14 protein-coding genes and 1 pseudogene are annotated in these 22,478 nt (G+C 47.0%); 9 read left to right on the top strand and 6 right to left on the bottom strand.

Translation table 11 applies throughout. From position 1 onward, the window contains the following. Positions 1-16 precede the first annotated feature (16 nt). Positions 17-1,798 (top strand): RagB/SusD family nutrient uptake outer membrane protein, encoded by a 1,782-nt coding sequence (locus HF894_RS00275; RefSeq protein ID WP_204970693.1) that lies wholly within the window; start codon positions 17-19, stop codon positions 1,796-1,798. 29 nt (positions 1,799-1,827) lie between these two features. Next, the gene (locus HF894_RS00270) at positions 1,828-3,402 is read left to right on the top strand and encodes a fibronectin type III domain-containing protein (protein ID WP_204970692.1); all 1,575 of its coding nucleotides are present in this window, start codon (positions 1,828-1,830) and stop codon (positions 3,400-3,402) included. A gap of 766 nt (positions 3,403-4,168) precedes the next feature. Here HF894_RS00270 and HF894_RS00265 read toward each other — a convergent pair. Further along, complete coding sequence (locus HF894_RS00265) at positions 4,169-4,990, bottom strand: helix-turn-helix domain-containing protein (protein WP_022053127.1); 822 nt, start codon at positions 4,988-4,990, stop codon at positions 4,169-4,171. 165 nt (positions 4,991-5,155) lie between these two features. Here HF894_RS00265 and HF894_RS00260 point away from each other — a divergent pair, with 165 nt between their 5' ends. The 5 genes from HF894_RS00260 to HF894_RS00240 all read left to right on the top strand — a co-directional run bounded on the left by HF894_RS00260 (position 5,156) and on the right by HF894_RS00240 (position 10,007). Next, complete coding sequence (locus HF894_RS00260; protein ID WP_204970884.1) at positions 5,156-6,196, top strand: aldo/keto reductase; 1,041 nt, start codon at positions 5,156-5,158, stop codon at positions 6,194-6,196. Beyond that, the gene (locus HF894_RS00255) at positions 6,193-6,768 is read left to right on the top strand and encodes a cyclophilin-like fold protein (protein WP_204474332.1); all 576 of its coding nucleotides are present in this window, start codon (positions 6,193-6,195) and stop codon (positions 6,766-6,768) included. The genes HF894_RS00260 and HF894_RS00255 overlap by 4 nt, the downstream gene beginning before the upstream one ends. A gap of 16 nt (positions 6,769-6,784) precedes the next feature. Further along, a complete protein-coding gene (locus tag HF894_RS00250) occupies positions 6,785-8,176 on the top strand; it encodes an MFS transporter (RefSeq protein ID WP_204970691.1) in 1,392 nt (463 codons plus the stop codon). A 123-nt stretch (positions 8,177-8,299) separates the two neighbouring features. Continuing rightward, a complete protein-coding gene (locus HF894_RS00245) occupies positions 8,300-9,148 on the top strand; it encodes an aldo/keto reductase (RefSeq protein WP_204474328.1) in 849 nt (282 codons plus the stop codon). Between the two features lies 1 nt (position 9,149). Then, positions 9,150-10,007, top strand: a complete 858-nt coding sequence (locus HF894_RS00240; protein WP_204969565.1) for an aldo/keto reductase — start codon at positions 9,150-9,152, stop codon at positions 10,005-10,007. Between the two features lie 89 nt (positions 10,008-10,096). Here the strand turns inward: HF894_RS00240 and HF894_RS00235 are convergent. Beyond that, positions 10,097-10,393, bottom strand: a pseudogene (locus tag HF894_RS00235) (hypothetical protein); the annotation flags it as partial. Positions 10,394-10,923: 530 nt separating this feature from the next. Further along, positions 10,924-15,363, bottom strand: a complete 4,440-nt coding sequence (locus HF894_RS00230) for a hybrid sensor histidine kinase/response regulator transcription factor (protein ID WP_204970690.1) — start codon at positions 15,361-15,363, stop codon at positions 10,924-10,926. 83 nt (positions 15,364-15,446) lie between these two features. Here HF894_RS00230 and HF894_RS00225 point away from each other — a divergent pair, with 83 nt between their 5' ends. Then, positions 15,447-16,607, top strand: coding sequence for a dienelactone hydrolase family protein (locus tag HF894_RS00225; RefSeq protein ID WP_204970689.1), 1,161 nt, complete (start codon positions 15,447-15,449; stop codon positions 16,605-16,607). A gap of 136 nt (positions 16,608-16,743) precedes the next feature. Here HF894_RS00225 and HF894_RS00220 read toward each other — a convergent pair whose 3' ends face one another. From HF894_RS00220 to HF894_RS00210, 3 genes are all read right to left on the bottom strand, one after another. Further along, entirely contained in the window at positions 16,744-18,495 is a 1,752-nt protein-coding gene (locus tag HF894_RS00220; protein ID WP_204970883.1) for a pectinesterase family protein, read from the bottom strand. Positions 18,496-18,570: 75 nt separating this feature from the next. Continuing rightward, the gene (locus HF894_RS00215) at positions 18,571-19,500 is read right to left on the bottom strand and encodes a pectinesterase family protein (protein ID WP_394369808.1); all 930 of its coding nucleotides are present in this window, start codon (positions 19,498-19,500) and stop codon (positions 18,571-18,573) included. A 69-nt stretch (positions 19,501-19,569) separates the two neighbouring features. Beyond that, positions 19,570-20,754, bottom strand: coding sequence for a glycoside hydrolase family 88/105 protein (locus HF894_RS00210; RefSeq protein WP_246593098.1), 1,185 nt, complete (start codon positions 20,752-20,754; stop codon positions 19,570-19,572). 335 nt (positions 20,755-21,089) lie between these two features. Here HF894_RS00210 and HF894_RS00205 point away from each other — a divergent pair, with 335 nt between their 5' ends. Next, positions 21,090-22,463: a PTS galactitol transporter subunit IIC gene (locus tag HF894_RS00205; RefSeq protein ID WP_021847016.1), complete on the top strand. Its 1,374-nt coding sequence runs from the start codon at positions 21,090-21,092 to the stop codon at positions 22,461-22,463. Positions 22,464-22,478: the final 15 nt, after the last annotated feature.

Below are 22,478 nucleotides of genomic sequence, written 5' to 3'. Positions count from 1 at the left end.
ATAAAAGCATAAGATAATGAAAAAGATAGTATATATTTCCCTTTTATCATTGTCCTTGACAGGACTGATGTCATCTTGTGACCTGGATGCACCAAGCCAGTCGGCATTGGATTCCTCCGTCATTTTTTCCACTCCCTCATTGGCAGAAGCTGCAGTAATGGGCATTCACCAGTCTTTTGGTGAAACCAACTCTTACCGCGGACGTTTCCTTCCTTATTATGGCATAAACTCGGACGTGGAATGGATCAACAACATGGAACCAACCAAAATGCCGGATGCTGGAAAATATGATCTGTGTACATATGCGGCTACTGCAACAAATACACAGATGAATACGACCAACAATGCATATGCCAAATTCTATGAAGGAATTGAACGTGCCAATCAAGCCATCGTCGGTCTTCGCAACTATGGAAATGTAGAGACCAACGCTACTATGGCTCAACTACTGGGAGAAGCATTAACTCTTCGTGCCGTACTATACCTGGATCTTGTCAAAGGATGGGGAGACGTACCTGCACGTTTCGAACCAATAACCACAGAAACCATGTATCAGGGCAGAGCAGACAGAGACGTCATCTACAAACAACTGTTAGCCGACCTTGAAGAAGCAAGCAACTTAGTAACATGGCCTAACGGAAGCAGTGTAACACAATCCGTAGAACGTGTCAACAAGGCTTTCGTAAAGGGATTACGTGCACGCATAGCTCTTTATGCGGGTGGCTATAGCCAGCGTACCGATGGTATTCGCCTGAGTAATGACCCAGAACTTTCACGTACTTCCATGTACACCATTGCCCGTGACGAATGCTTGGACGTCATCAATCATTGCCCTTCCTTAGCAAATCTTGCATTTAAAGACAACTTCCTGAGACTCTGCCAAGATATCGTTTCAGCCGGAGCAGAATCTTTGTGGGAAATACCGTTTTCTGATGGACGTGGACGTGTTTTATACACATTTGGAGTAAAACATAATGCCAAAGACCAATATACACAGCAAGCTCAAGGTGGTGTCAATGGTCCTCTGCCCTATTTGTTCTATGACTACGACGTTGAAGATATACGCCGTGACATAACCTGTGTTCCATACGACTGGTCCAAAGAATTAGTAAACGGCCGTTCTAAACAAGAGCTTCGCAGCGTAAAAAGCTGGTGCTTTGGCAAACTCCGTTACGAATGGATGAATCGTATTGTCACATCAACAAACGATGATGGTGTCAACTGGCAATATATGCGCCTAGCAGACGTCTATTTGATGGCAGCTGAAGCAATTAATGAGCTTGAAGGTCCAGCTAATGCAGCACAATACCTGAAACCAATCCTAGACCGTGCTCTACCTGCAGCCAAAGTCTCAGCTTATATGGCTAGCGCTACCGCAAGCAAAGATGCATTCTTCAATGCGATCGTAGATCAACGCGCGTTTGAATTTGCGGGTGAATCGCTCAGAAAAGCAGACTTAATCCGCTGGAATCTGCTGAAAGTCAAACTAGACGAAGCCAAAGACAAAATGATGAAACTGGCTCGCCGAGAAGCTCCTTACAACGACCTTCCTGAAAAACTATACTACCAAACTGCAGAAGATGGTGAAACGTTGATGATTTATGGTCTAAACCATGGTGATACAGACGAGGCAGGCGAAGCACTGGGCTACGAAAGCAACACGACTTGGCTTTCTACAGAAAAACTGGAAGATGCACTCATCAATGCACTCTATACCCAAAACCCTGACGAAAACCAAGTTTGGCCCATTTGGCAAACATTCATTGACAGCAGCAATGGTATGTTGAGCAATGACTAATCGTATAATCTTCTATAACAGGACCCATTATGAACAGATTAAAAAAATATACTTTTGTGTTAGGGCTAGCTTTGGCAGCCCTGACTACAGCTTGTGAAGATCAAAGCGAAGAAATCACAAGCATTGATTATAGTCGCCTTTTTGCTCCCATCAACGTAGAAGCACGTGTTACGAACAGAACCAACGTACAATTGACCTGGACACCTACAAAAGGAGCTACAGCTTATAACATCGAATTGTTTGCAAATGACAGTCTTACTTTTACAGGTTCACCTTCTAATACCTATAATGGTATTACTGCTGACCAAATGCCCTACCAAATCATAGGGTTAGAAGGAGAGACTCAATATTCAGCCCGAATTCAGGCCATATGCGAAGACGAAAGCAAAGCATCCAAATGGAGTGGCGTTTTCTTCGAAACTGATACAGAACAAATTCTGTCACCCGTCACAGAAGAGGATTTAACATTCAACTCTGTCACATTACATTGGACTCCAGGACAGACTGCTACAGAAATTGTGCTGACGCCTGCTGATGTACCAGCACATGCTGTTACTGCTGAAGAAATAGCGGCAGGTACAGCAACGATCACAGGTTTAAAAGCTGAAACGCAATACACAGCCAAACTGATGAACGGAGATAAGACACGTGGTAGCCAGACATTTACAACACTAATCGATCTGGGAGGTGCCATCGAAGTTAAACCCGAAGATGACTTAGTAGCCATGATCGCTGCTGCCAATGCAGGAGATGCTTTTGCTCTCCATCCGGGTACTTACACTATTCCAAGCGAAGAAGGAGGTGTAGGTAAACTCAATATCAGCACAAGTATAGAAATCAAAGCCGTACGTCCCAGCGATCGTCCTATCATCAATGGATGCATCACACTGAACGATGGCGCATCACTGAGCATTAAGCAAGTTGTACTCGATGGAAGTAATACAGACGGAAGCCAAGCGTTCGATTTCAAGACCGCAGCAAATTATGACAAGTTAATCGTTGATGATTGTGAAATCAAAAACTACGGTAAAGGCTTCTATTATGTCAACGTAGCAGCCCAAATTGCAGAAATAACAATCAATAATTGTTTGATTTCAAATATTGAATGCGATGGCGGGGATATGTTTGACTGCCGAAAAGGTTACATTGCAGCTCTCAACATCTCCAACACAACGGTATGGAACAGCTGTAAAACGCGTGATTTTGTCCGCTACGATGACGCGTCAAGCAGCTTTGCTGGTGCAGCCCCTGTGATTACAATTGACCATTGTACAATTGACGGAGTTAGTAACGATGCCAGCAGACGTTTCTTCTATGTACGTTTCAAGAACAACAGCATCACATTTACTAACAATATCCTTTCCAATATGAATGCATGCGGAAGAGGATTCTCAGACAGTGGAAATACAGCCATTCCAACATTTGGCAACAACAACTATTTCAATACAACCAACTTTATCTCCAACGATGGTGGAACTGCTAAATTCTTTGATGAAAAAGGCACAACCCTTGATCCTGGATATAAAGACGCCGCTAATGGAGATTTCACATTATCTAACGAAGACCTTATCTATTATCAAGTTGGTGACCCACGCTGGTATTGATAATCTGATATCTACATAACACAAAGTCCTGATAACTTCAATTAGTTATCAGGACTTTTGTTTTAATAGTAGGGGTATATCAAACCACATGAATTCGAAACAAAACCCAAAAAATAGCAAGTTACCCGTCATGGGCATACCTGCATAGCCTGTAAAGCCCAACTATCGTCGTACTTTTCCTCAAGTCCATAGTTACGCCGCTAAAGTGGGTGTTTAGCGCGCTAAAGTAGATAGTTACGGAACTCATCTGAACTATAACAGAGACCTCCAAGTGTATGATAATTTTAAGCTCAACGCTCACGTTTATCCCTTGGACGCCCTGTCGAGCCAAACAATCTCTCAAGCCGTTTTAGGCTATTTCCACTGTCTATTCTGCAAGAATCGGATGCAAGATTTTTCAATAAAAATTCGATACACAAATAGGAATCTGTTAGAAACAAGCTATTTATAAGCTTTTCTCAAAGAGTGAGGTAATGACTTGGCAACAACTATTCTTCCTAAATGCAAATCATTATCTATCAGTTAATTGTGAGATGCTATTTTAAAAATAGGTAATGGATTTGTAACGTGCTAACTTCTGTATTCTTCATCGCTTTGAAGTGGGGTGATTAGCATAATGCAAATGCTAATCATTTTTTTGTAATCTACAAAATCTTATAAAGTTAATCTGTTAATTTGTTGTTATACTGCATACTGCTTTCCTTTTTAGACAAACAAGGAATTTATATAGTTGTGGAATTCGCATAACAAATTATGTCGCCAAACATTATCCATGTGATGTCAGACCTTCTCTGTATTCAGAGGGCGTGACTCCCAACAGGTTCTGCACATATCTGCAAAAATAAGGCAAGGAAGAAAAGTTGAAATTATCCGAAATGGTTTTCAATGTTAAATCTTTCTCGGCAAGCAGACGGGTAATTCCAGTAATGGTGAATCGGCTTATCCAGAAGTTCGCACTGAATCCGCTGGTTTTCTTGCATATTTCAGACAGGTATTTTGGGGTGATGAAGAGCTGTGATGCGTAGTAGGACACTTCACGATGCCGTACATATTCACCGGATTTCAACATGTCGATAAATCGTGTCAGAATGGCTGCCCCCTGTTTGCTAATCTGTGGATTTTCGTAGATTCGGGCATGGAAATCATAAATATCCAGACAGAAAGCCATCGTGAGACAACCTACCAATTCATCGTGGAAATGATGGTCTGTTCCCGTGTATCTACGCTTTATCAGATTGACATCTTCCATGAATACCTCCCGTTCATGCTCAGTGAGCGGAAGCACGGGATTGCGGAGCAGGGTCAGTTTTCCTATCACATCATAATCATTCTTAGGCATGTTCTTTAAGGCATATTCGCCTAAAAGGTAAAGCACCGTCACGCGGAAATCATCAGAAACAGACATATCTGTAACCAATTCTCCATGAGTAATCACGATACAATCGCCCTTTCTCATCCTAAACGGTTGTCCTGCCAAGTGGAAGGAGGCTTCTCCCTCATGACAAAGCGCATGGGTGACATAACGGTCTATCTCTTTGGAGGCCATAAAGCTGAAATCATCCGCAAAAAGAATCTCTTGTGCTATCATACATTCTCATATTTTTGGGTACAAAAATAATGAATAATCAGAAGAGTGATTAAGGAGTATGTCCTAAAAAACAGAAAAAAGTATAATACAAGCCGACATCTGTTTATAAGAGTTTTAGATAATGTCCAGTAACTTTGCATCGTAAATTAAAAATAGCGTAATATGATGAAGAAAAGAAAAATCGGAAGTTTGGAAGTGTCTGAAATAGGCATGGGGTGTATGGGATTCTCACACGGGTATGGGAAAGTGCCCGAAGAAGCGTATAGTATTGAAGCTATCCGCAAGGCGTATGATTTTGGCTGTACGTTCTTTGATACAGCAGAAGTATATGGTGATGTGGTGTTCTATCCAGGACATAATGAGCAACTGGTGGGCAAGGCGGTCAAAGATTTCCGCAAAGACATTGTATTGGCAACCAAATTCTTCCTTCATCCCGATGAACTGGCGGACGGCACAAGTATCTACGAAGCAACGCGTCGTCACTTGGAAGCATCCTTGAAAAACTTAGACACGGATTACGTGGATTTGTATTACCTCCATCGTGTCAATCAGGATGTACCTTTCGAGGAAGTGGCCGCAGTCATGGGGAAGCTCATTCAGGAAGGCTTGATACGTGAATGGGGAATGTCGCAAGTGGGAGCGGACACTTTAGCCAGGGCACACGCCATTACTCCTGTCGCCGCCGTGCAGAACCTTTATTCGATGGTAGAACGTGATTGCGAGAAAGACATTTTCCCCTATTGTCTGGAGCATGACATAGCGGTTGTCCCGTTCTCGCCGATAGCCAGCGGATTCCTTTCAGGCAAAATCAAGGCGGACACCGAGTTCGAGAAAGTGGACGATGTGCGCAAATTCGTACCGCAACTGAGCAAGGAAAACATCATAGCCAACCAACCCATACTGGACATCTTGGCTGAGTTCTCGGAAAAGAAACATGCCACCAATGCGCAAATCTCTTTAGCATGGATGCTCCACAAATATCCCAACGTGGTGCCCATCCCCGGGTCGAAGAACCAAGAACGTATCTTGGAAAACCTCGGAGCGGCCAATGTGGAACTGACCGATGACGAATTCCGTAAGTTGGAAACCGCCTTGAATGCCTGCACGGTATATGGACATCGTGGTCATGTGGAAACGGAACAGGTGGACTTCGGGAAAAATTGGGAAGACGAAAAGAAAGGACAGAATAAAGAAAACAAACAATGAAAAGACTTATCAGGCTGTCAATGGCAGCATCCGCATTGACTGTCATCCTTTTGTTGGTCAGTTCCATGCAGAGCCAATCATTGAAAGCCAGTTCAAATGAAAACATTAAAATTGAAAAAAGCATGAGACAAGAAAGGAAAAAGGCATCGGATGATGCCAATATGCAGAAAAGCGACAAAGACCTTGCCACACGGGTTATAGAAACAGGAACCAAAGTAACTCTCCATTTTGGAGAAACCGCCATCCCTGCCACGATAGGAAATACGAGTGCAGCAAAAGCATTGTTAAGCAAATTACCTCTGCACGTGAATGTAAGCCGATATGAGTTCGACCTCTGTGGCACCATGCATCCGGCACTTCCTTACAAAGAGGACGAAAAACGGTATGGCTGGCTGAACGGAGACATCAACTTTGTGCCGGACGGGAATTGGTTTACCATCCTCATCGGGCATGAAGAGGAGTCTGAGGCATACGGAGAACAAGTTAATTTAGGGAAAGTGGATTGTCGGCTGTCTGAAATTGAAAAACTGCATGGCAGCTTCAGCGTCCGGATAGAGCTTGCCAACCAATAAGACAGAATGTTGTTTTATGTTTGAATGTATCAAGGAAAACAGGAAATGCAATGAACGGACAGTGAAAAGCATTGCCCTGTTTCTTGTCTTATCCAGTTACTTTATCACAGCAATAGATGGCTCTATTGTCATCACCGGGTTGAAGAGAATTGCGGAGGACTTGCAGTTGTCAAGTGTATCCTTGTCATGGGTGCAAAACGCCTATGTGCTAGTATTTGGCGGATTCATGCTGCTGGGAGGACGGTTGGGTGATACGCTCGGACGGAAACGGATGTTCAATCTTTCATTGATGCTGTTTGGCTTCGGGTCACTGGGTGCAGGGGTGGCTCCTTCGGCAGGAATCATGATTGCCGCACGGTTTGTACAAGGTGTCGGGGCGGCAGTCATGGCACCTGCGGCATTGGCATTGATAATGGACTACTTTGAAGGGGAAAAACGGACGAAAGCCGTAGCTTGGTACGGTTCTATATCGGGAATAGGTCTGTGTTTCGGGCTTATTATTGGAGGTGCGGTTACAACGTATCTTACGTGGAGGGACGGATTCCTGATAAATGTGCCGATAGTCGGCGTCATGCTTTTCCTTTCCGTGAAATATCTGCTCAATGCCGACTTGACAAAGCATCGTTTCGACATAATCGGCACACTACTGTCGGTGGCTGGCGTGTTTTGCGTAATCTATGCCATAGACGGAGCATCAGCTGTAGCTTTATGGCTCGTGTCGGGCATTGTACTTCTTACCCTGTTGGTACATGCCGAACAAAAAGCCCCTATGCCCATCATGCCTTTGTCCTTGTTCCACAGCCGTACAAGAAGGAACGCATACGTGGCAAGGGCGTTGCTCATCGCCGCCTTGATGGGGTATAATTTCTTCATATCCGAATTCATGCAGGATGCATTCCACTTTACCCCCTTATTGACCGGACTGGCGTTCCTGCCAATGACTATCACCACATTTTTAGGTGCGGTGGAAGTCCCCAAATTAGTGCATAAATATGGCAATAAGAAAATCTTGTATGTCGGTTTGTCTCTTGTTCTTTTAGGCTTCTTTTTGCTCTTGTCCTTGACTGTTGGAAAATCATATCTATACGGGATAGCTTTTCCTATGCTGTTTATTGGTATCGGGCAAGGGTTGGCTATGAGTCCGCTGACCAATTTGGGGATAGAAGATGTTGACAAGCGTGATTCCGGTGCGGCATCCGGATTGGTCAATGCCTCTCATCAGATAGGAGGTGCATTGGGACTTTCGTTGATGACAGCGGCAAGCAATGGTGTCGTAGATGCAGGAATGCGTTGTCATATAGGCATGGCCGTGGCTCTCGTTTGTATCATACTGGCCTTGGGAATTTCGGCTTTCCCGTCTATGCGCTATCTGTATACACTAAAAGCAGGCGGCTCAAAACATCGCTAAAGGTAAATAACCGAAAAAAGGTATAAATAACCCGTCTTTTTGTATAACTGCATTGTCAATTGATTATCTTAATTTTGTATCGTCATTAAAAACAGGAAAAAGAATATTAAAATACGAATAGAAATGAAAGAAGTAAAATTGAACAACGGAGTGACGATGCCGGCCATCGGCTTCGGCGTATTCCAGATTCCGGTAAACGAGACTGAAAAAGTGGTTAGCGATGCGTTGGAAGTCGGCTACCGGATGATAGACACGGCTGCCTCTTATTTCAACGAGGAGCAAGTGGGCAATGCCATCCGCCGCAGTGGATTGAAACGCGAGGACTTGTTCATCACCACCAAACTGTGGGTGCAGGACTATGAGTACGATGACACCCTGCGTGCTTTCGACAAGTCGATGAAACTTTTGGGGCTGGATTACTTGGACCTCTACCTGCTGCACAAGCCTTACGGCAATTACTATGCGGCTTGGCGGGCTTGCGAAAGATTGTACAAGGAGGGGCGCATCCGTGCCATCGGCATCACCAGTTTTTGGAGCGAGCGGGTACAAGACCTCTTCCTGCACAACGAGGTGAAACCTGCCGTCAACCAATTAGAGACCCATCCGTTCTTTCAGCAGAAAGAAGCCAATGCTTTCCTGCGCCAGGAAGGTATCGTACACGAGGCATGGGCACCGTTTGCCGAAGGGAAAAACGACATCTTCCACAACCCCGTGCTGCAAACCATTGCGAAGCATCACGACAAGACAGTGGGCAATGTCATCCTGCGTTGGCTGAACCAGCGCGGCATCATCATCATCCCGAAAAGTGTTCGCAAGGAACGGATGATAGAAAACTTGAATATCTTTGATTTCACGCTTACGGATGAGGATATGAAAGCCATCTCCGGACTGGACACGGGCAAAAGCCCCATTTATGACGACATGGACTTACCTACCGTAAGAGGATTCGGAACTTATAAAATACATGACTGATATGAAAACGATTAAACTGAACAACGGCGTTGAGATGCCGATGTTGGGCTACGGTGTATTCCTCGTCAGCCCGGAAGAGTGCGAACGTTGTGTGTTGGATGCCATCAGCGTAGGTTATCGCCTGATAGACACGGCACAGGCTTATTACAACGAGGAAGGTGTGGGCGCAGCTATCAGCAAATGTGGCGTACCCCGGAACGAGCTGTTCCTTACAACCAAGGTATGGATTTCCAATGCAGGCGAAGCAAACGCAGCCCGAAGCATAGACGAATCGCTCCACAAATTGAAGACAGATTACGTTGACCTCTTGCTTATCCACCAACCTTTCGGAGACTATTACGGGACTTACCGTGCACTGGAAAAGGCCTACAAAGAGGGCAAAGCTCGTGCCATCGGTTTGAGTAATTTCTACGATGCCCGTTTTGTGGATTTGGTGGAAAACATGGAGGTGAAACCAGCCGTGCTGCAATTGGAAACTCACGTTTTCTCCCAACAGCGAAAAATGCGTGAACTCATTAAGGATTACGGTACGCAGTTAATGGCATGGGGACCGCTTGCACAAGGAACTGACGGCATTTTTACCAACGAGACCTTGAAAGCCATCGGAGACAAATATGGTAAGACCAATGCGCAAGTAGCCTTGAAGTTTTTGCTCAACGAAGGCATTGTAGCCATACCGAAATCTATTCATAAGGAACGTATGGCAAGCAATCTCGCCATTGATGATTTCAAGTTATCAGAAGAAGATATGGAAACCATACGCAAGATGGACACAGGCAAATTGAAAGTGGACTTCAATGACCCGGCAATGGCCAAATATCTTATTAACTACGATAAGAATTTTAACCCGAATAAATGATAAAAGGTGACGGTCTTTGTATATTTACGGCAAAGGGATACATTTAATATCCCTCTGTCGTAAATTGTAAATGCAAATAGAATTACAAATTATTCCCCTTGTTGCCTGATTTTATCTTGCATCAGGCTGTCGGATACAGCTTTCAAGTCCCTGTCATAGCCGTCAGCCTCTTGGCGCAGCCATTCAATGGTTTCCTCGTCACGCCGGATGTCGAACACATCGTTTAGCCAAAGGATGGTCTTTGCGTTGCATCCTCCCCATGAACGGATAACACGGAACTTCAAAGCATCGTCCGCATATTGGCGTTTGGACTTCCAGAGTTCGATGTTTCCCCAGACGGAGAGGCTGCACACGACGCCCATGCCGACCAAAAGAGAAAATACCTTGCATCTATTGCTGTAATCCGCCCAAATCCGTTTTTCCGCCCTTATGTCATTCCGTGCCACCCGAAGCCAAACCCTCTGACCGTCAGTGAGAATGCTCAAATTCGCTTTATTCTGCGTTTTATCCTATTATTTTCATACAAAACAACGTAGCGTGAATACAGCCGAGATATGATAATCTCACCTTTCCTTGTATATCTGTGGAACATTTACAAGCCCCAATACAGTTATTATATTTTACATTTTAACTTTTTATAAAATTTTTCTCTCTCGACAAGGGGTCCATAGTGGCGGTCGTGAGCGTTGAGCTTAAAAAATCTCACCAAAGAGCCCTGTCTTATCATTGATATACAGCATATTATCAGAAATAAGATAGAAAATTACATTATTCACAGAATGACAAAATTCTTAAATCGAAGCATTTACCATCTTGATGCGCTCTTGAATCAAATAGTAATTTTTTCTTATATCACAATAAAAACAAAAACCGAACCATTGAGCACATGCTCCCCGCAAAAGTGCGGTTCAAGAAATCAATTCTGTTTTTTTCTTCTTGCTTCCTTATATTCCGTCGGAGTCATCCCCATCTTCTGCTTGAAACACTTGCTGAAGTAACGGGGATCATTGATGCCAACCATGTACGCAATCTGAGTCATGGAAAACTCACCTGTTTCTATGAGCTGAACAGCACGATTAATACGCACTTCCTTGATAAATTCTACAGGAGCCAGACCTGTAAGCGTTTTCAGTTTCTTGAAGAAAACCGAACGGCTCACTGCCATGTGCTGTACCAAGTCGTCGACGATCAAGTCACCGTTATCCATGTTCTTCTCCATCAGCTCCATCAGCTTATCCATAAACTTACGATCGTTGGGCGACATATCAGGAACCTTCTCCTCTTCGTGCACTTCTTCCACCGACATCATGCTTCCGGCATTCATCAACTGTTCGCGATACAGTTCCTGAAGTTTCTGCCTGCGAAGCAGGATATTCTTCACACGAGCTTTCAGATAAGTGGCACTGAAAGGTTTCGTAATATAATCATCGGCACCATACTCCAAGCCCTCCAATTTACTTTCTATAGCCGTCTTGGCTGTAAGCAGGATCATTGGAATATGGCTGGTAGTCATTTCACTACGCAATTCCTTCATCATCTCAAGACCGTCTTTCTCGGGCATCATGACATCGCTAATGATAATATCCGGCACCAGATTCAAAGCCTTGTCAAAGCCCTCTACCCCATTCGCAGCTTCCACAACCCGATAATCGGATGCAAAAATGCTGCGAAGGAACAAACGCAATTCCGCATTGTCTTCAACCAGCAGCATCAGACTCTTTACCGACGACAGATCTCCCTCTTCAGGATGTACATCTTCATGCGAAGCGTGGGATTCTGACATTGTAACCGATGGAGAATCTACTCCAGATACGTTCAGATCACTCTGCAAAATCTCTACCGTTTCGTCATAATGCTCCCTTCCTTTCAGGAAATCAACACGGAAACAACTGCCTTCGCCCAGCTTACTATCTACAGAAATGCTTGCTTTGTGCATCTCCACCAGCTCGCGTACCAAGGACAAGCCAATACCCGAACTGGATTGGTTAAACAGATTGGTATCCACCAGATTTTCAAAACGGACAAACAAAGATTTCTTTTTGTTTTCTGCAATTCCTATACCTTGATCCTGAACGCCAACAGACACTGTCTGTTCATTCTCACGCACAAACACCGTAATCATTTTTCCCTCAGGAGTATATTTAAAGGCATTCGACAAAAGATTATAGACAATCTTTTCATACTTATCGATATCCACCCACAGATAAATCGCTTCCTTTTCTGTTTCGAACAAGAAATCGATGTGGTGTTCCTCGGCCAGCGCCTCGAAATTTTCCATGATCTTACGAGTATAACCTACAACTTCTACATGTTGGACGCGCATCTTCATCTTCTTATTCTGAATCTTACGGAAGTCTAATATTTGATTTATCAGACGCAACATACGATTGGAGTTCCGCTCGACTACCATCAATTGTTCTCTGGCATCAGCAGGCAAAGCGGTATTTTCCAATACATATTCCAGCGGTCCGGATATCAACGTCAAGGGAGTGCGCAACTCGTGCGAAATATCAGTGAAGAAACGCAGCTTCATATTAGTCAGCTGTTGTTCCATCACCACCTTGTGTTTCAGTCGGTAGATGGTAAACAGAATATATACCGCCGTCACCATAATCAACAGGAGGAAAAACACGTACAGGAAATAGGCAAAGGGAGTCTCCCAAAAAGAAGGAAGTACCTCGATATCCAACGTACGTATATTGTCGGACCACACACCATCTGCGTTGGTCGAACGAACCTTAAACACATAGTGCCCTTTGGGCAAGTTGGTATAAGTAGCCGTCCGTTGTTTTCCCACGTAATTCCACGTTTTCTCGAAACCATCCAGCATGTAAGCATATTGGATATCTGAAGGGGCTGTAAAGTCCAAGGCTGCATATTGGATCGTAAAGATATTCTCTCTATGAGATAACTGCAATTCGTCCACAGCATCGAGCGTACGTTTCAACAACGAATGTTCCCCTGGAGAAACCCGTTCATTGGCCAATAGCAATTGTGACAGGACAATGGGAGGCACGTAAATACTCTTCTGGATGGAATCGGGGTTGAAATAAAAAATGCCATGATTGGTTCCAAACAGCATATCTCCATCGGATGCATACGCCGAAGCAGCCTCACTGAAACGAATACTGGAGTTGCTATACTTGTTCTGAAAGTTTTCAAAACGCTCCAGATCGGGAGTAAATTTACTCAGACCGTTCTCCGTGCTGATCCACAACTGTCCCTTCTTATCCTCCTGAATGGAAAGCAGAATGTCCGAAGGAAGTCCGTCACGTACAGTATATGCCTTAAAACGAGCCTGACCGCCATCGTTCAAATCGACCAATTGATTTAGCCCTCCTCCGAAAGTAGCTACATACAGTTCTCCCTTCCGTGTAGGTTTAATCCAATGGATATCATTATTGCTCAACGCATTAGCCTTCTCAGGCGCACGCAGATAATGATAAAACCGGGCATCTTCAGGACGCTCAAAACCATCGTTTACCATTAGCAAGCCTACGGTAGTACCTATCCAAAGATGTCCTTTCGAGTCACCCGTAATGCAACGTACTTTGCTACAGTACTTGATGGGGAAATTTTTCAGATTGTTGCGATGGCTGATGAAGATTTCCTTCCCTTCGGCATCGCGAGTCAGATAGCTGACACCATTGGCAAATGTTGCCATCCAGATACGCCCTTGACGATCTTCATAGATGCAATAAACGTTGTCGTCCGACAGGCTGTAGACATCGTCGGCACTGTAACGATAGCGCGTCAGTCTGTAACGAAGCTTTCCTGGCATGGGTTCAGCTTTCACCACTCCTGCTCCCTTCGTCGCTATCCAAAGATTGTCTTTACTGTCCTGCATGACGTAATAGGTATTACCAAACAGAGGTTTTCCACTCTTAGCTACCGTGCCAGTTTCTGTCAGATAGCCTATCTCATTCCTATTTCTGTCATACACACGCAGCATGCCGTCCTTCAGCCCGACCCACATGTTGCCGTCCTTATCCTCACAAAGCGCGCGCACTTCGTTACTCAAAGATTCGTAGGAATGATTGACCAGAAACAGCAGATGAAAACGCTCCGTACGAAACGTCACCTTTTCCAACCCCTTGGAATGGGTACACATCCACAAATTGCCCTGACGGTCGGAGAAGGCAGAATGTATCTTGTTGGAAAAACGCCAGTTCTCGCCCGTCATGCTGTTGTAAAACGGACGCAGGCAGTTGTTTTTACGATCGAAATAAGAAAAACCTCCTCCATAAGGATGCACCCACAACATGCCGAAGATGTCTTCATGGATATGGAAAGCCGGACGTGAGCGGTCGGTATTGGTAGGTTCGGCATACACTTTCTCACACTTCAGCTTACGGGTATAAGGATTGAAATGGGCCACTTCGCCCACAACGTCCTGTTCAAACCAGATTTCATCGGACGAATCCCTATAAATTGCCTTTATCTTCTCAGGAGGTAAACTGTCCGCCGAATAATGGCTCACTTCGCCTGTAGACAGGGTATAAACAAAAAAGCCGTCGGAAAGAGTCGAAACAACGACTTGCGAAAGTTTCTTCAGACATTTAATGCCACTGATGCGTGAAACAGCATCGAGCTGGACAGGCTTGAACGTCTTTGTATGCTTCTGATAGACCCAGACGGTACCATTGTCCGAACCAAAAAGAAGATAGTCGCCACAATCTTCCATGGCATAGAAGCCCTGTTTTTGCCTGCTACCACCATTTTCAAAATAAACGGTCGGTATCGACGAACCTGGGCTGAAACATCCCAAGCCATTATCCGAAAGAACCCATTCGCAACTGTCTGCACGACAAACATCAAACACATGAGAGAGCTGCAACCCTTCCGACGTCGGTGAATACCAAGTGGTAGTCAGCCGATAGTTCACAGAGTCGGTTGTCACACGAAGCGCGCCTTCACGTCCGCTCAACAACCAAACCGTACCGTCGGCCAACACCTTGATGGACGAAACGGCCATCTGACTGCCAGGCTCACCTTCGGCCGGTACAGATTCGAAAACCTCCGTACGAGGATCGAAGCGGAAAGCCCGATCGTCATAGGTCTGAACCCAAATAAAGCCATAACGGTCCTGCTCCATGTGGTCCATCCGATTGCTGGTCAAAGCGATCTGATTGTCCTGACGCGCTTTGTACGTTTTGAAAGTATAGCCGTCGAACTTGTTGATGCCATTCCAAGTGGAGAACCACATGTTGCCACGACTGTCCTGCAACATGTCCATGACTGTGTTTTCGGACAAACCATCATCCGACGAATAATGCGTAAAAGAGCCCTCCGGCTGTGCTTTCAAGAAGGGGGCCGACAAAACGGCCAGTATCAGATATAATAACCTTTGCTTCATAGTATCCGCGAATATATGGATGCAAATATAAGGATTTCATGAAAAAAACTTTATTTTTGTCACACGAAAAAACTCTCACAAATATGAAACACAAACTTCTTCCCCTGTTGTTCGCCTCCCTCCTGAGCCTTTCAATCGCTTCCGCACAGACGGACAGCGCAGCCTACGAAGTGACCGGCAACATGCCCGTCTTCTACCAACAGATGAAACAACAGCTCACCTACCCCCTGGCATGGGGAAAGGCGGAAGAAAAAGACTTTGCGAAATGGAAAGCACAGGCACGCCACGTGCTGGCCGAATGCATGCAGAACCTCCAACCCGCCCCCAAGGCGTATGCCATGGAAGTGACCGACCGCGAACAACGCGATGGCTACGAAGCCCGCAAGATACGCTTCAACCTCTCCGAATGGAGCCGCGTCCCTGCCTACCTGCTTGTTCCTGAAGGCGAAGGACCTTTCCCCGCCATCGTCCTGCTACACGACCATGGCGCCCATTTCTCCATCGGAAAGGAAAAGATGGTACGTCCCTTCCACGTCGCGCCCGAGGTCATGGAGGATGCCGACCAATGGGCCAGCCAATGCTATGACGGGCAGTACGTAGGCGACTACCTGGCCCGACACGGCTATGTGGTACTGGCCGTAGACGCCCTCTTTTGGGGCGAGCGCGGACGAAAGGAAGGGACAAGCTACGATGCCCAGCAGGCTTTGGCGTCCAACTTCCTGCAGATGGGTGCTTCGTGGGGTGCCTTCATCAACGTGGACGACATGCGAAGCGCCGAGTTCCTGGCCTCCCTGCCCTTTGTAGACAAGGAGCGCGTAGGCAGCTTGGGCTTCTCAATGGGGGCCTACCGTTCGTGGATGCTGGCTGCCCTGACCGATGTCGTCCGAGCATCGGCCTCCATCTGCTGGATGAACACCACCGAACATCTCATGACCCTGACCAACAACCAAAACAAGGGCGGATCGGCCTACGCCATGCTAATACCCGCCCTGCGCCGCTACCTCGACTATCCACACGTAGCCAGCATCGCCTGCCCCAAGCCGACTCTTTTCTTCAACGGCACGCACGACAAGCTTTTCCCCATAGAGGGCGTGAAAGACGCTTATCAGGAAATGGAAGCCGTGTGGAAAAGCCAAGGAGCATCCGACCACCTCGTGACAAAGCTATGGGACGAAAAGCACTTCTTCAACAAGGAGATGCAGAAAGAAACGCTGGAGTTTTTCGACCGCTGGCTGAAGCCCTAAGCCTCGCAAGCAAACGGCTCATCATAGGAAAAGGCACCCTTACAATCGTAAAAGTGCCTTTTCCTACCCACAAAGCAGTGCTTTCCGCCTGCTAAAACATAGTTTCTTTTCGACTGAAGCGAAACGACTTATGCCGTCAGCGTTTGATGTCCAGCAGGGCGTTTCCGTTCTTCATCGGATTCCAACCGTCCGTACCTGCCAAAACGTCCTCCATGGCATATCCTTCCAAGCTGTGCAACTGATGCGAGAAGGGAGCGCGTGCTTGGGGATTGGCTCCCGCTCCACGACTCTGATATTCGGCATAAAAAGCTGTCTTTTCGTTCTCCACCTTCCCCCAGTTGTTCCATCCTGCAGGCAGAATGTGGCCGCCCAAGTCGCAACGTACAAACACGGCTTGTGCATAGGGACGCCAGGGACGCGACAGGTAGACATCGGTCACGCCCTCGTCGGCCGTCAGGCGGCAATCGTAGAAGACGTAGCCATACTTCTGTCCCTGGTCGGTAGAGGGAGCCGTGACGTAGCCTTTCGTCTTGCTATGGATGTGGCAACGGTTGAACACGGCCGTAGACCATCCGAAGATGAAGTCTACCGTCCCTTCGATGTAGCAATCCTCGTAATATTGGCGGCAACCCTTCCCATAAGTGTAGAGCGTGTCTTGCCAACCCAGGAAGCGACAGTTCTTGAAATAGGCGCGGTCGGCACTGACGAAGCAGGCGACGGCCTGCCCTACAGGACCTGAGGTATTCTCGAAGGTAAGGTTCTCGGCATAGAAGTCGGGAGCATAGATATAGCAGGAAGCGGAGCCCGACGTGCCTGTCTTCTCTCCGAAGCGGTTCAATTTGTCGGCATAGTCGTCGTAGGAAAGGACGGCGCCGTCTTCGCCTGTCAGCGAGAGGTTTATCTTGCTGGCGGGTATCACAATCTTTTCTTTATAAACGCCTCGCTTGACAAGAATGGTGGTGCGGACATTCTTGCGAAAGTCGGGGACAGCATTGATGGCCTCCTGTACGGAGAAGAAATCGCCCGAACCGTCTTTGGCCACCACGAAGTCGTAATGTCTGACATAGGGTTTCAACGCGGGCACTACCTTGATTACCTCCTGCACGGCCAGCCAGGCGACGGTCGCGGCTCCGCGAACGTTCAGGTGCGTATTGTCCTCGCGTCCCTTGGGCAGGGCGGGCACTGTGTTGGGAGCCACCCACACGAAGAGTTGTTTGGAAGCTTCGGGCCCCATCTGCTCCACCAGGTCATGAGTAACACGATTGAGGTCTACAAAAGGCACCTCCAGCTCACGAGCCACGTTGCGTGGAGAGTCCAAATAAGCCCCGTGGGTATCAATCAGTCGGGCACCTGTTTTCACTTCTGCTTGAGGTACATTGGGATCAATACCCTCACGAATATCATCTTGAACAACAGCCTTCGCCACAGCATCGGCATTGGCTTCGCCAAAATTGCGGCGGACGATGGAGTTGAACAGAACAGGGATAGCGCCCTTGGCACGGGCTTCCTCGACGAAACGTTTCAGGTTGGCATCGAAAGTCGTACCAGGGTCGGTATGGCGTTTTTCGTCGGGTTTCTCGTCGTTGTGTCCGAACTGGATGAACACGTAGTCGCCTTTTTTCAGTTTCACCAACACCTTGTCCCAACGGCCTTCGTCGATAAAGCTCTTCGAGCTGCGTCCGTTGACGGCATGGTTGTCTATCACAATCTCTTCCGAGAAGTAGCGGGAGAGCATCTGCCCCCATCCACGCTCAGGGTTTCCGCCCTCCAGCGGCTTATTAGCCATCGTGGAGTCGCCGATGGTAAAAATGGTAATGACTTGCTTTTCCGACGTAAAGGCCGAAAACATCAGAAGCAAGCCCAGCAGTATGGTCAGTTTCGTTTTCATCATGTTATTATTTTAATCAGTTAGCAAAAAATTATTCCCTAATTAGAGAAAAAACAATTCCCAGTTGGAGAAAAATCAAGGCTTCACAGGCGCATCAGCAGGTTGCCAATCGCTACAAAGGCCGAAGATGTACGCCCAGTCGGCATAGCGGGCCGCTTCTTCGGACGTCAATGCCCTTGCCCACTTCGCACGACCTGCCAACTCCGCCCCTTCGCCCTTGTTGCCGTATTCAGCATAGCGGGCAGTCTTTTCGTTCTCGGCGTTGCGCCAGTTGTCCCAACCGGCAGGGCAGATATGCTTCCCCATGTCGCATCCGATAAAGACCGTTGCCGCATAGGGACGCCAGGGACGACCCAGATAAACTTTGTCCACCCCTTCGGAAGCCGTCAGTTTGCAATCTCGGAAAACATATCCTACCACCACATTGGCAGGCGTAGAAGCAGCCGTTATGTAAGAGTTGCGCTTGCTATGGATAACACAAGCTTCGAACAAAGCCGTCGAAGGGCCGAAGATGAAATCAGTCGTCCCCTCGATATAGCAGTTCAGGAAGTAGAGGCGCGTGCCTGCCACCCCTGTATAGACCGTGTCCTGATTGCCTAAAAAGCGACAATTGACAAACACCAGGCGGTCGCCCTCCGTATGGAGCGCCACGGCCTGACCAAGTTGCGCAGCATTGTTCTCGATGGTCAGGTTGCGGAAAGTGATGTTATTCCCCTCCACCTTCAGCGTATAGGTGCGGAAAGTGCCCATCTTGTTGATGTTGGCGTGGTCGTCGTAGGTGATGACAGTGCCTTCCGCACTCTCGCCGACGAAGTCCACATTTTGCAACCACGAGGGGACAATCACTTTCTCCTTATACACGCCGTTCTTGATGAGCACCGTTACCTTGTAGTCCATAAAGGCGCGGATGCCCTCCATCGCTTCGGTCAGGGTGCGATAGTCACCCGTGCCGTCGCGCGCTACTACCAGCGTATCTTTCCACTGCCCGGCAGCCTGAACCTGCATGGAAGCAACTGCAAGAATCAATATCGTCCACACGACATACAAATAGTTTTTCATCTGGTTTCCTCTCTTTTATTCTTGGTTAACAATTTCTTTTACGTCCTGCAAATGTTCCCATTCAAGGCTGGCAAGGATGAAAGGGCCTACCGCCTTCGGATCGTTGTCGCGCACCTGTTCATGGATATAATAGTCGTAGTCGCCCGAACGGTAGTTCTTTCCGCCCAAACCAGCCACAGCACAGGCTTTGGTGATGCTGACCAGCCCCCTCTCGTCCACTTCGATGAAATGATCCAAGATGCCTTGATAGCCTTTCAGCGCCACTTTCAGATATGACTTGTCTACATAGCCTTTGCGCACCGCCTTGAAGAGCGAATAGACAAACATGGCCGAACAGGAAGACTCCAAATAATTGCCCGGCTCGCCACTCTTGTCCAGCACCTGATACCACAAACCAGTTTCTTCATCCTGCAGGCGCTTGATTTGCGAAGCCAACTGATTGAGCACCACAAGCATCGAGTCACGCCCCGCCTCGTGGACAGGAATAAAGTCGAGCGCATCGACAAAAGCCATGGCATACCATCCCATGGCGCGCCCCCAACTATGCAACGAACGACCTGTCACAGGGTCGGCCCAACGCTCCTTGCGGCTGACGTCGCAGGCATGTTTGAACAGATCCGTCTGAGGGTCGTACGTATGGCGGGCGGCCATCAAGAACTGATTGACCACGTCCTGATAAGCATCCACTTCATTGTTGCGATAGGCATATTCGGCATAGAAGGGAGCCCCCATATACACGCCGTCGAGCCACACTTGGTTCGGATAGACCTTCTTGTGCCAGAAACCTCCATCGGCATTGCGCGGTTGTCCATCGAACTGGCTTCGAAGCAAGTCCAATGCTTTCTTGTACTTCACATCTTTGGTTTGTTCATAGATGCGGAAAAGGATTTTCCCCGAGTTCACACGATCAAGGCTATACTCTTCCAGCTTATATTTTTTGATGGTACCGTCGTCGTTGACCATCGTATCGACGTATGCCAAGGCATAGTCATAAAACTTCTTGTTGCCATAGCGATCGTACACGTCGAGCATGGCCTGAAGCTCCAACCCATGACAATAATCCCACTTCAGCTTCGGCTGGAAATCGAGCTGCCAAGACTCCGGCCAGCGTATCATTTCCGACTCGGCCATACGGACCGACCAAGGTTGGTCAATCTTTACATTTTGTGCTTCTGCAAAAACTGAAGCAAAGCACAACATCCCCGAAACGATGAAACGGATAATCGATTCTTTCTTCATGAGATCAGTAGTTCAATTTGTATTTAGACTCGAATTTTATCAGGAAACAAAAATACGCTTTTTACGTTGAAAACATGTGCACTTTTTTGTCCTAGTTAGTGCATTATTTGGTTTTCGTGCACGGAAACGAGCATTTTTGTGCACGCAAACGACAAAAAAGGTATAAAATCGTCCTTTTTTCCAATAATTAAAGAATTTCTTTTTTGAATAATGAATAAAAGAGCTAAATTTGACACCGAAATTTCATATAGATTCTTGTAAAACATAAATTTAATCATAATCAAAAACAAAAGAGAATGGAACAAGTTTTCGGCTATATCATTAGCCTTGGAGCATCGGTCATGATGCCTATTATCTTTACAATTATTGGTTTGTGTATCGGGATGAAATTTGGAAAGGCACTGAAATCGGGCCTTTGCGTAGGAGTCGGTTTCGTGGGCCTGGGTGTAGTTACCGCCTTGCTGACTACCAACTTCGACAATCCCCTGAAAGCCATTTCCGACCTCTACCACCTGCAGCTGAACGTTTTCGACATGGGTTGGCCTGCCGCAGCTGCCGTGGCCTACAACACGGCCGTAGGTGCACTGATCATCCCCATCTGTCTGGGCATAAACCTGCTGATGCTTATCACCAAGACCACTCGTACCGTGAACATTGACTTGTGGAACTACTGGCATTTTGCTTTCATCGGCGCTGTAGCCTACTTCGTTATGGGCGAAAGCCTGGCATGGGGCTACTTTGCAGCCATCATCTGCTATGTCATCACACTGGTATGTGCCGACCTCACAGCCGAGAAATTCCAAAAATATTATGACCTGAACGGTATCTCCATTCCCCAACCTTTCTGCCAAAGCTTCGTTCCTTTTGCCATCCTCATCAACAAGGCTCTGGATAAGATCCCCGGCTTCTCCAAGCTGGACATTGACGCCGACGGCATGAAGAAAAAATTTGGCGTAATAGGCGAGCCGCTCGTACTGGGTGTTATCGTAGGTATGCTCATCGGATGGGCTGCCCAGCTGGACATCAAGAAAGTACTCTTCCTGGGTATCACGATGGGTGCCGTAATGGAGCTTATCCCCCGCATCACTTCCCTTTTCATCGAAGGCTTGAAACCTATCTCTGAAAAGACTTCCGAGCTGGTGAAGACCAAATTCAATGGTAAGAAGGTGCACATTGGTATGAGTCCAGCTTTGGTTATCGGTCATCCCGCTACCCTCGTGGCATCTGTTATCCTGATCCCCGTTATCCTTGCGCTGGCCGTATTCCTGCCTGGTAACCAATTCCTTCCGCTGGCTTCACTGGCAGGTATGTTCTACCTCTTCCCCATGGTATTGCCCTTTACGAAAGGCAACGTACTGAAAACATTGATCGTAGGTCTGGTAGCGCTCATCGTCGGACTTTACTTCGTGACCGACATGGCCCCCGACTTCACCCTGGCTGCCAACAATGTATATGCTGAAACCCACGACCCCACAGCTCACATCCCTGAAGGCTTCTCGGGTGGTGCACTCGACTTCGCTTCCTCATTATTCGGATGGACCATCTACCGCGGCATCAAGCTTTCGTATGTAGGTGGTGCTGTACTCGCTCTGATAGCTATCGCCCTGATGCTCATCAACCGTCGCATTATCATCCGCAGCGAAAAAGAAGCCAAACAAGCAGCTAAATAAGAAAGAAAGTTTTAT

It is taken from the genome of Caecibacteroides pullorum (assembly GCF_019239235.1).
Taxonomy (GTDB): domain Bacteria; phylum Bacteroidota; class Bacteroidia; order Bacteroidales; family Bacteroidaceae; genus Bacteroides; species Bacteroides pullorum.
Note: the sequence above shows the minus strand (reverse complement) of the source record. Positions and strands in the feature narration are given on the sequence as shown.

What these genes read in the sequence shown, in the direction of transcription:
- HF894_RS00210 (WP_246593098.1), bottom strand. Translation starts at nt 20,754, where the DNA reads ATGTTGTGCTTTGCTTCAGTTTTTGCAGAAGCACAAAATGTAAAGATT.
- HF894_RS00245 (WP_204474328.1), top strand. Translation starts at nt 8,300, where the DNA reads ATGAAAGAAGTAAAATTGAACAACGGAGTGACGATGCCGGCCATCGGC.
- HF894_RS00215 (WP_394369808.1), bottom strand. Translation starts at nt 19,500, where the DNA reads ATGCAGGTTCAGGCTGCCGGGCAGTGGAAAGATACGCTGGTAGTAGCG.
- HF894_RS00270 (WP_204970692.1), top strand. Translation starts at nt 1,828, where the DNA reads ATGAACAGATTAAAAAAATATACTTTTGTGTTAGGGCTAGCTTTGGCA.
- HF894_RS00230 (WP_204970690.1), bottom strand. Translation starts at nt 15,363, where the DNA reads ATGAAGCAAAGGTTATTATATCTGATACTGGCCGTTTTGTCGGCCCCC.
- HF894_RS00240 (WP_204969565.1), top strand. Translation starts at nt 9,150, where the DNA reads ATGAAAACGATTAAACTGAACAACGGCGTTGAGATGCCGATGTTGGGC.
- HF894_RS00220 (WP_204970883.1), bottom strand. Translation starts at nt 18,495, where the DNA reads ATGAAAACGAAACTGACCATACTGCTGGGCTTGCTTCTGATGTTTTCG.
- HF894_RS00205 (WP_021847016.1), top strand. Translation starts at nt 21,090, where the DNA reads ATGGAACAAGTTTTCGGCTATATCATTAGCCTTGGAGCATCGGTCATG.
- HF894_RS00255 (WP_204474332.1), top strand. Translation starts at nt 6,193, where the DNA reads ATGAAAAGACTTATCAGGCTGTCAATGGCAGCATCCGCATTGACTGTC.
- HF894_RS00225 (WP_204970689.1), top strand. Translation starts at nt 15,447, where the DNA reads ATGAAACACAAACTTCTTCCCCTGTTGTTCGCCTCCCTCCTGAGCCTT.
- HF894_RS00275 (WP_204970693.1), top strand. Translation starts at nt 17, where the DNA reads ATGAAAAAGATAGTATATATTTCCCTTTTATCATTGTCCTTGACAGGA.
- HF894_RS00260 (WP_204970884.1), top strand. Translation starts at nt 5,156, where the DNA reads ATGAAGAAAAGAAAAATCGGAAGTTTGGAAGTGTCTGAAATAGGCATG.
- HF894_RS00265 (WP_022053127.1), bottom strand. Translation starts at nt 4,990, where the DNA reads ATGATAGCACAAGAGATTCTTTTTGCGGATGATTTCAGCTTTATGGCC.
- HF894_RS00250 (WP_204970691.1), top strand. Translation starts at nt 6,785, where the DNA reads ATGTTTGAATGTATCAAGGAAAACAGGAAATGCAATGAACGGACAGTG.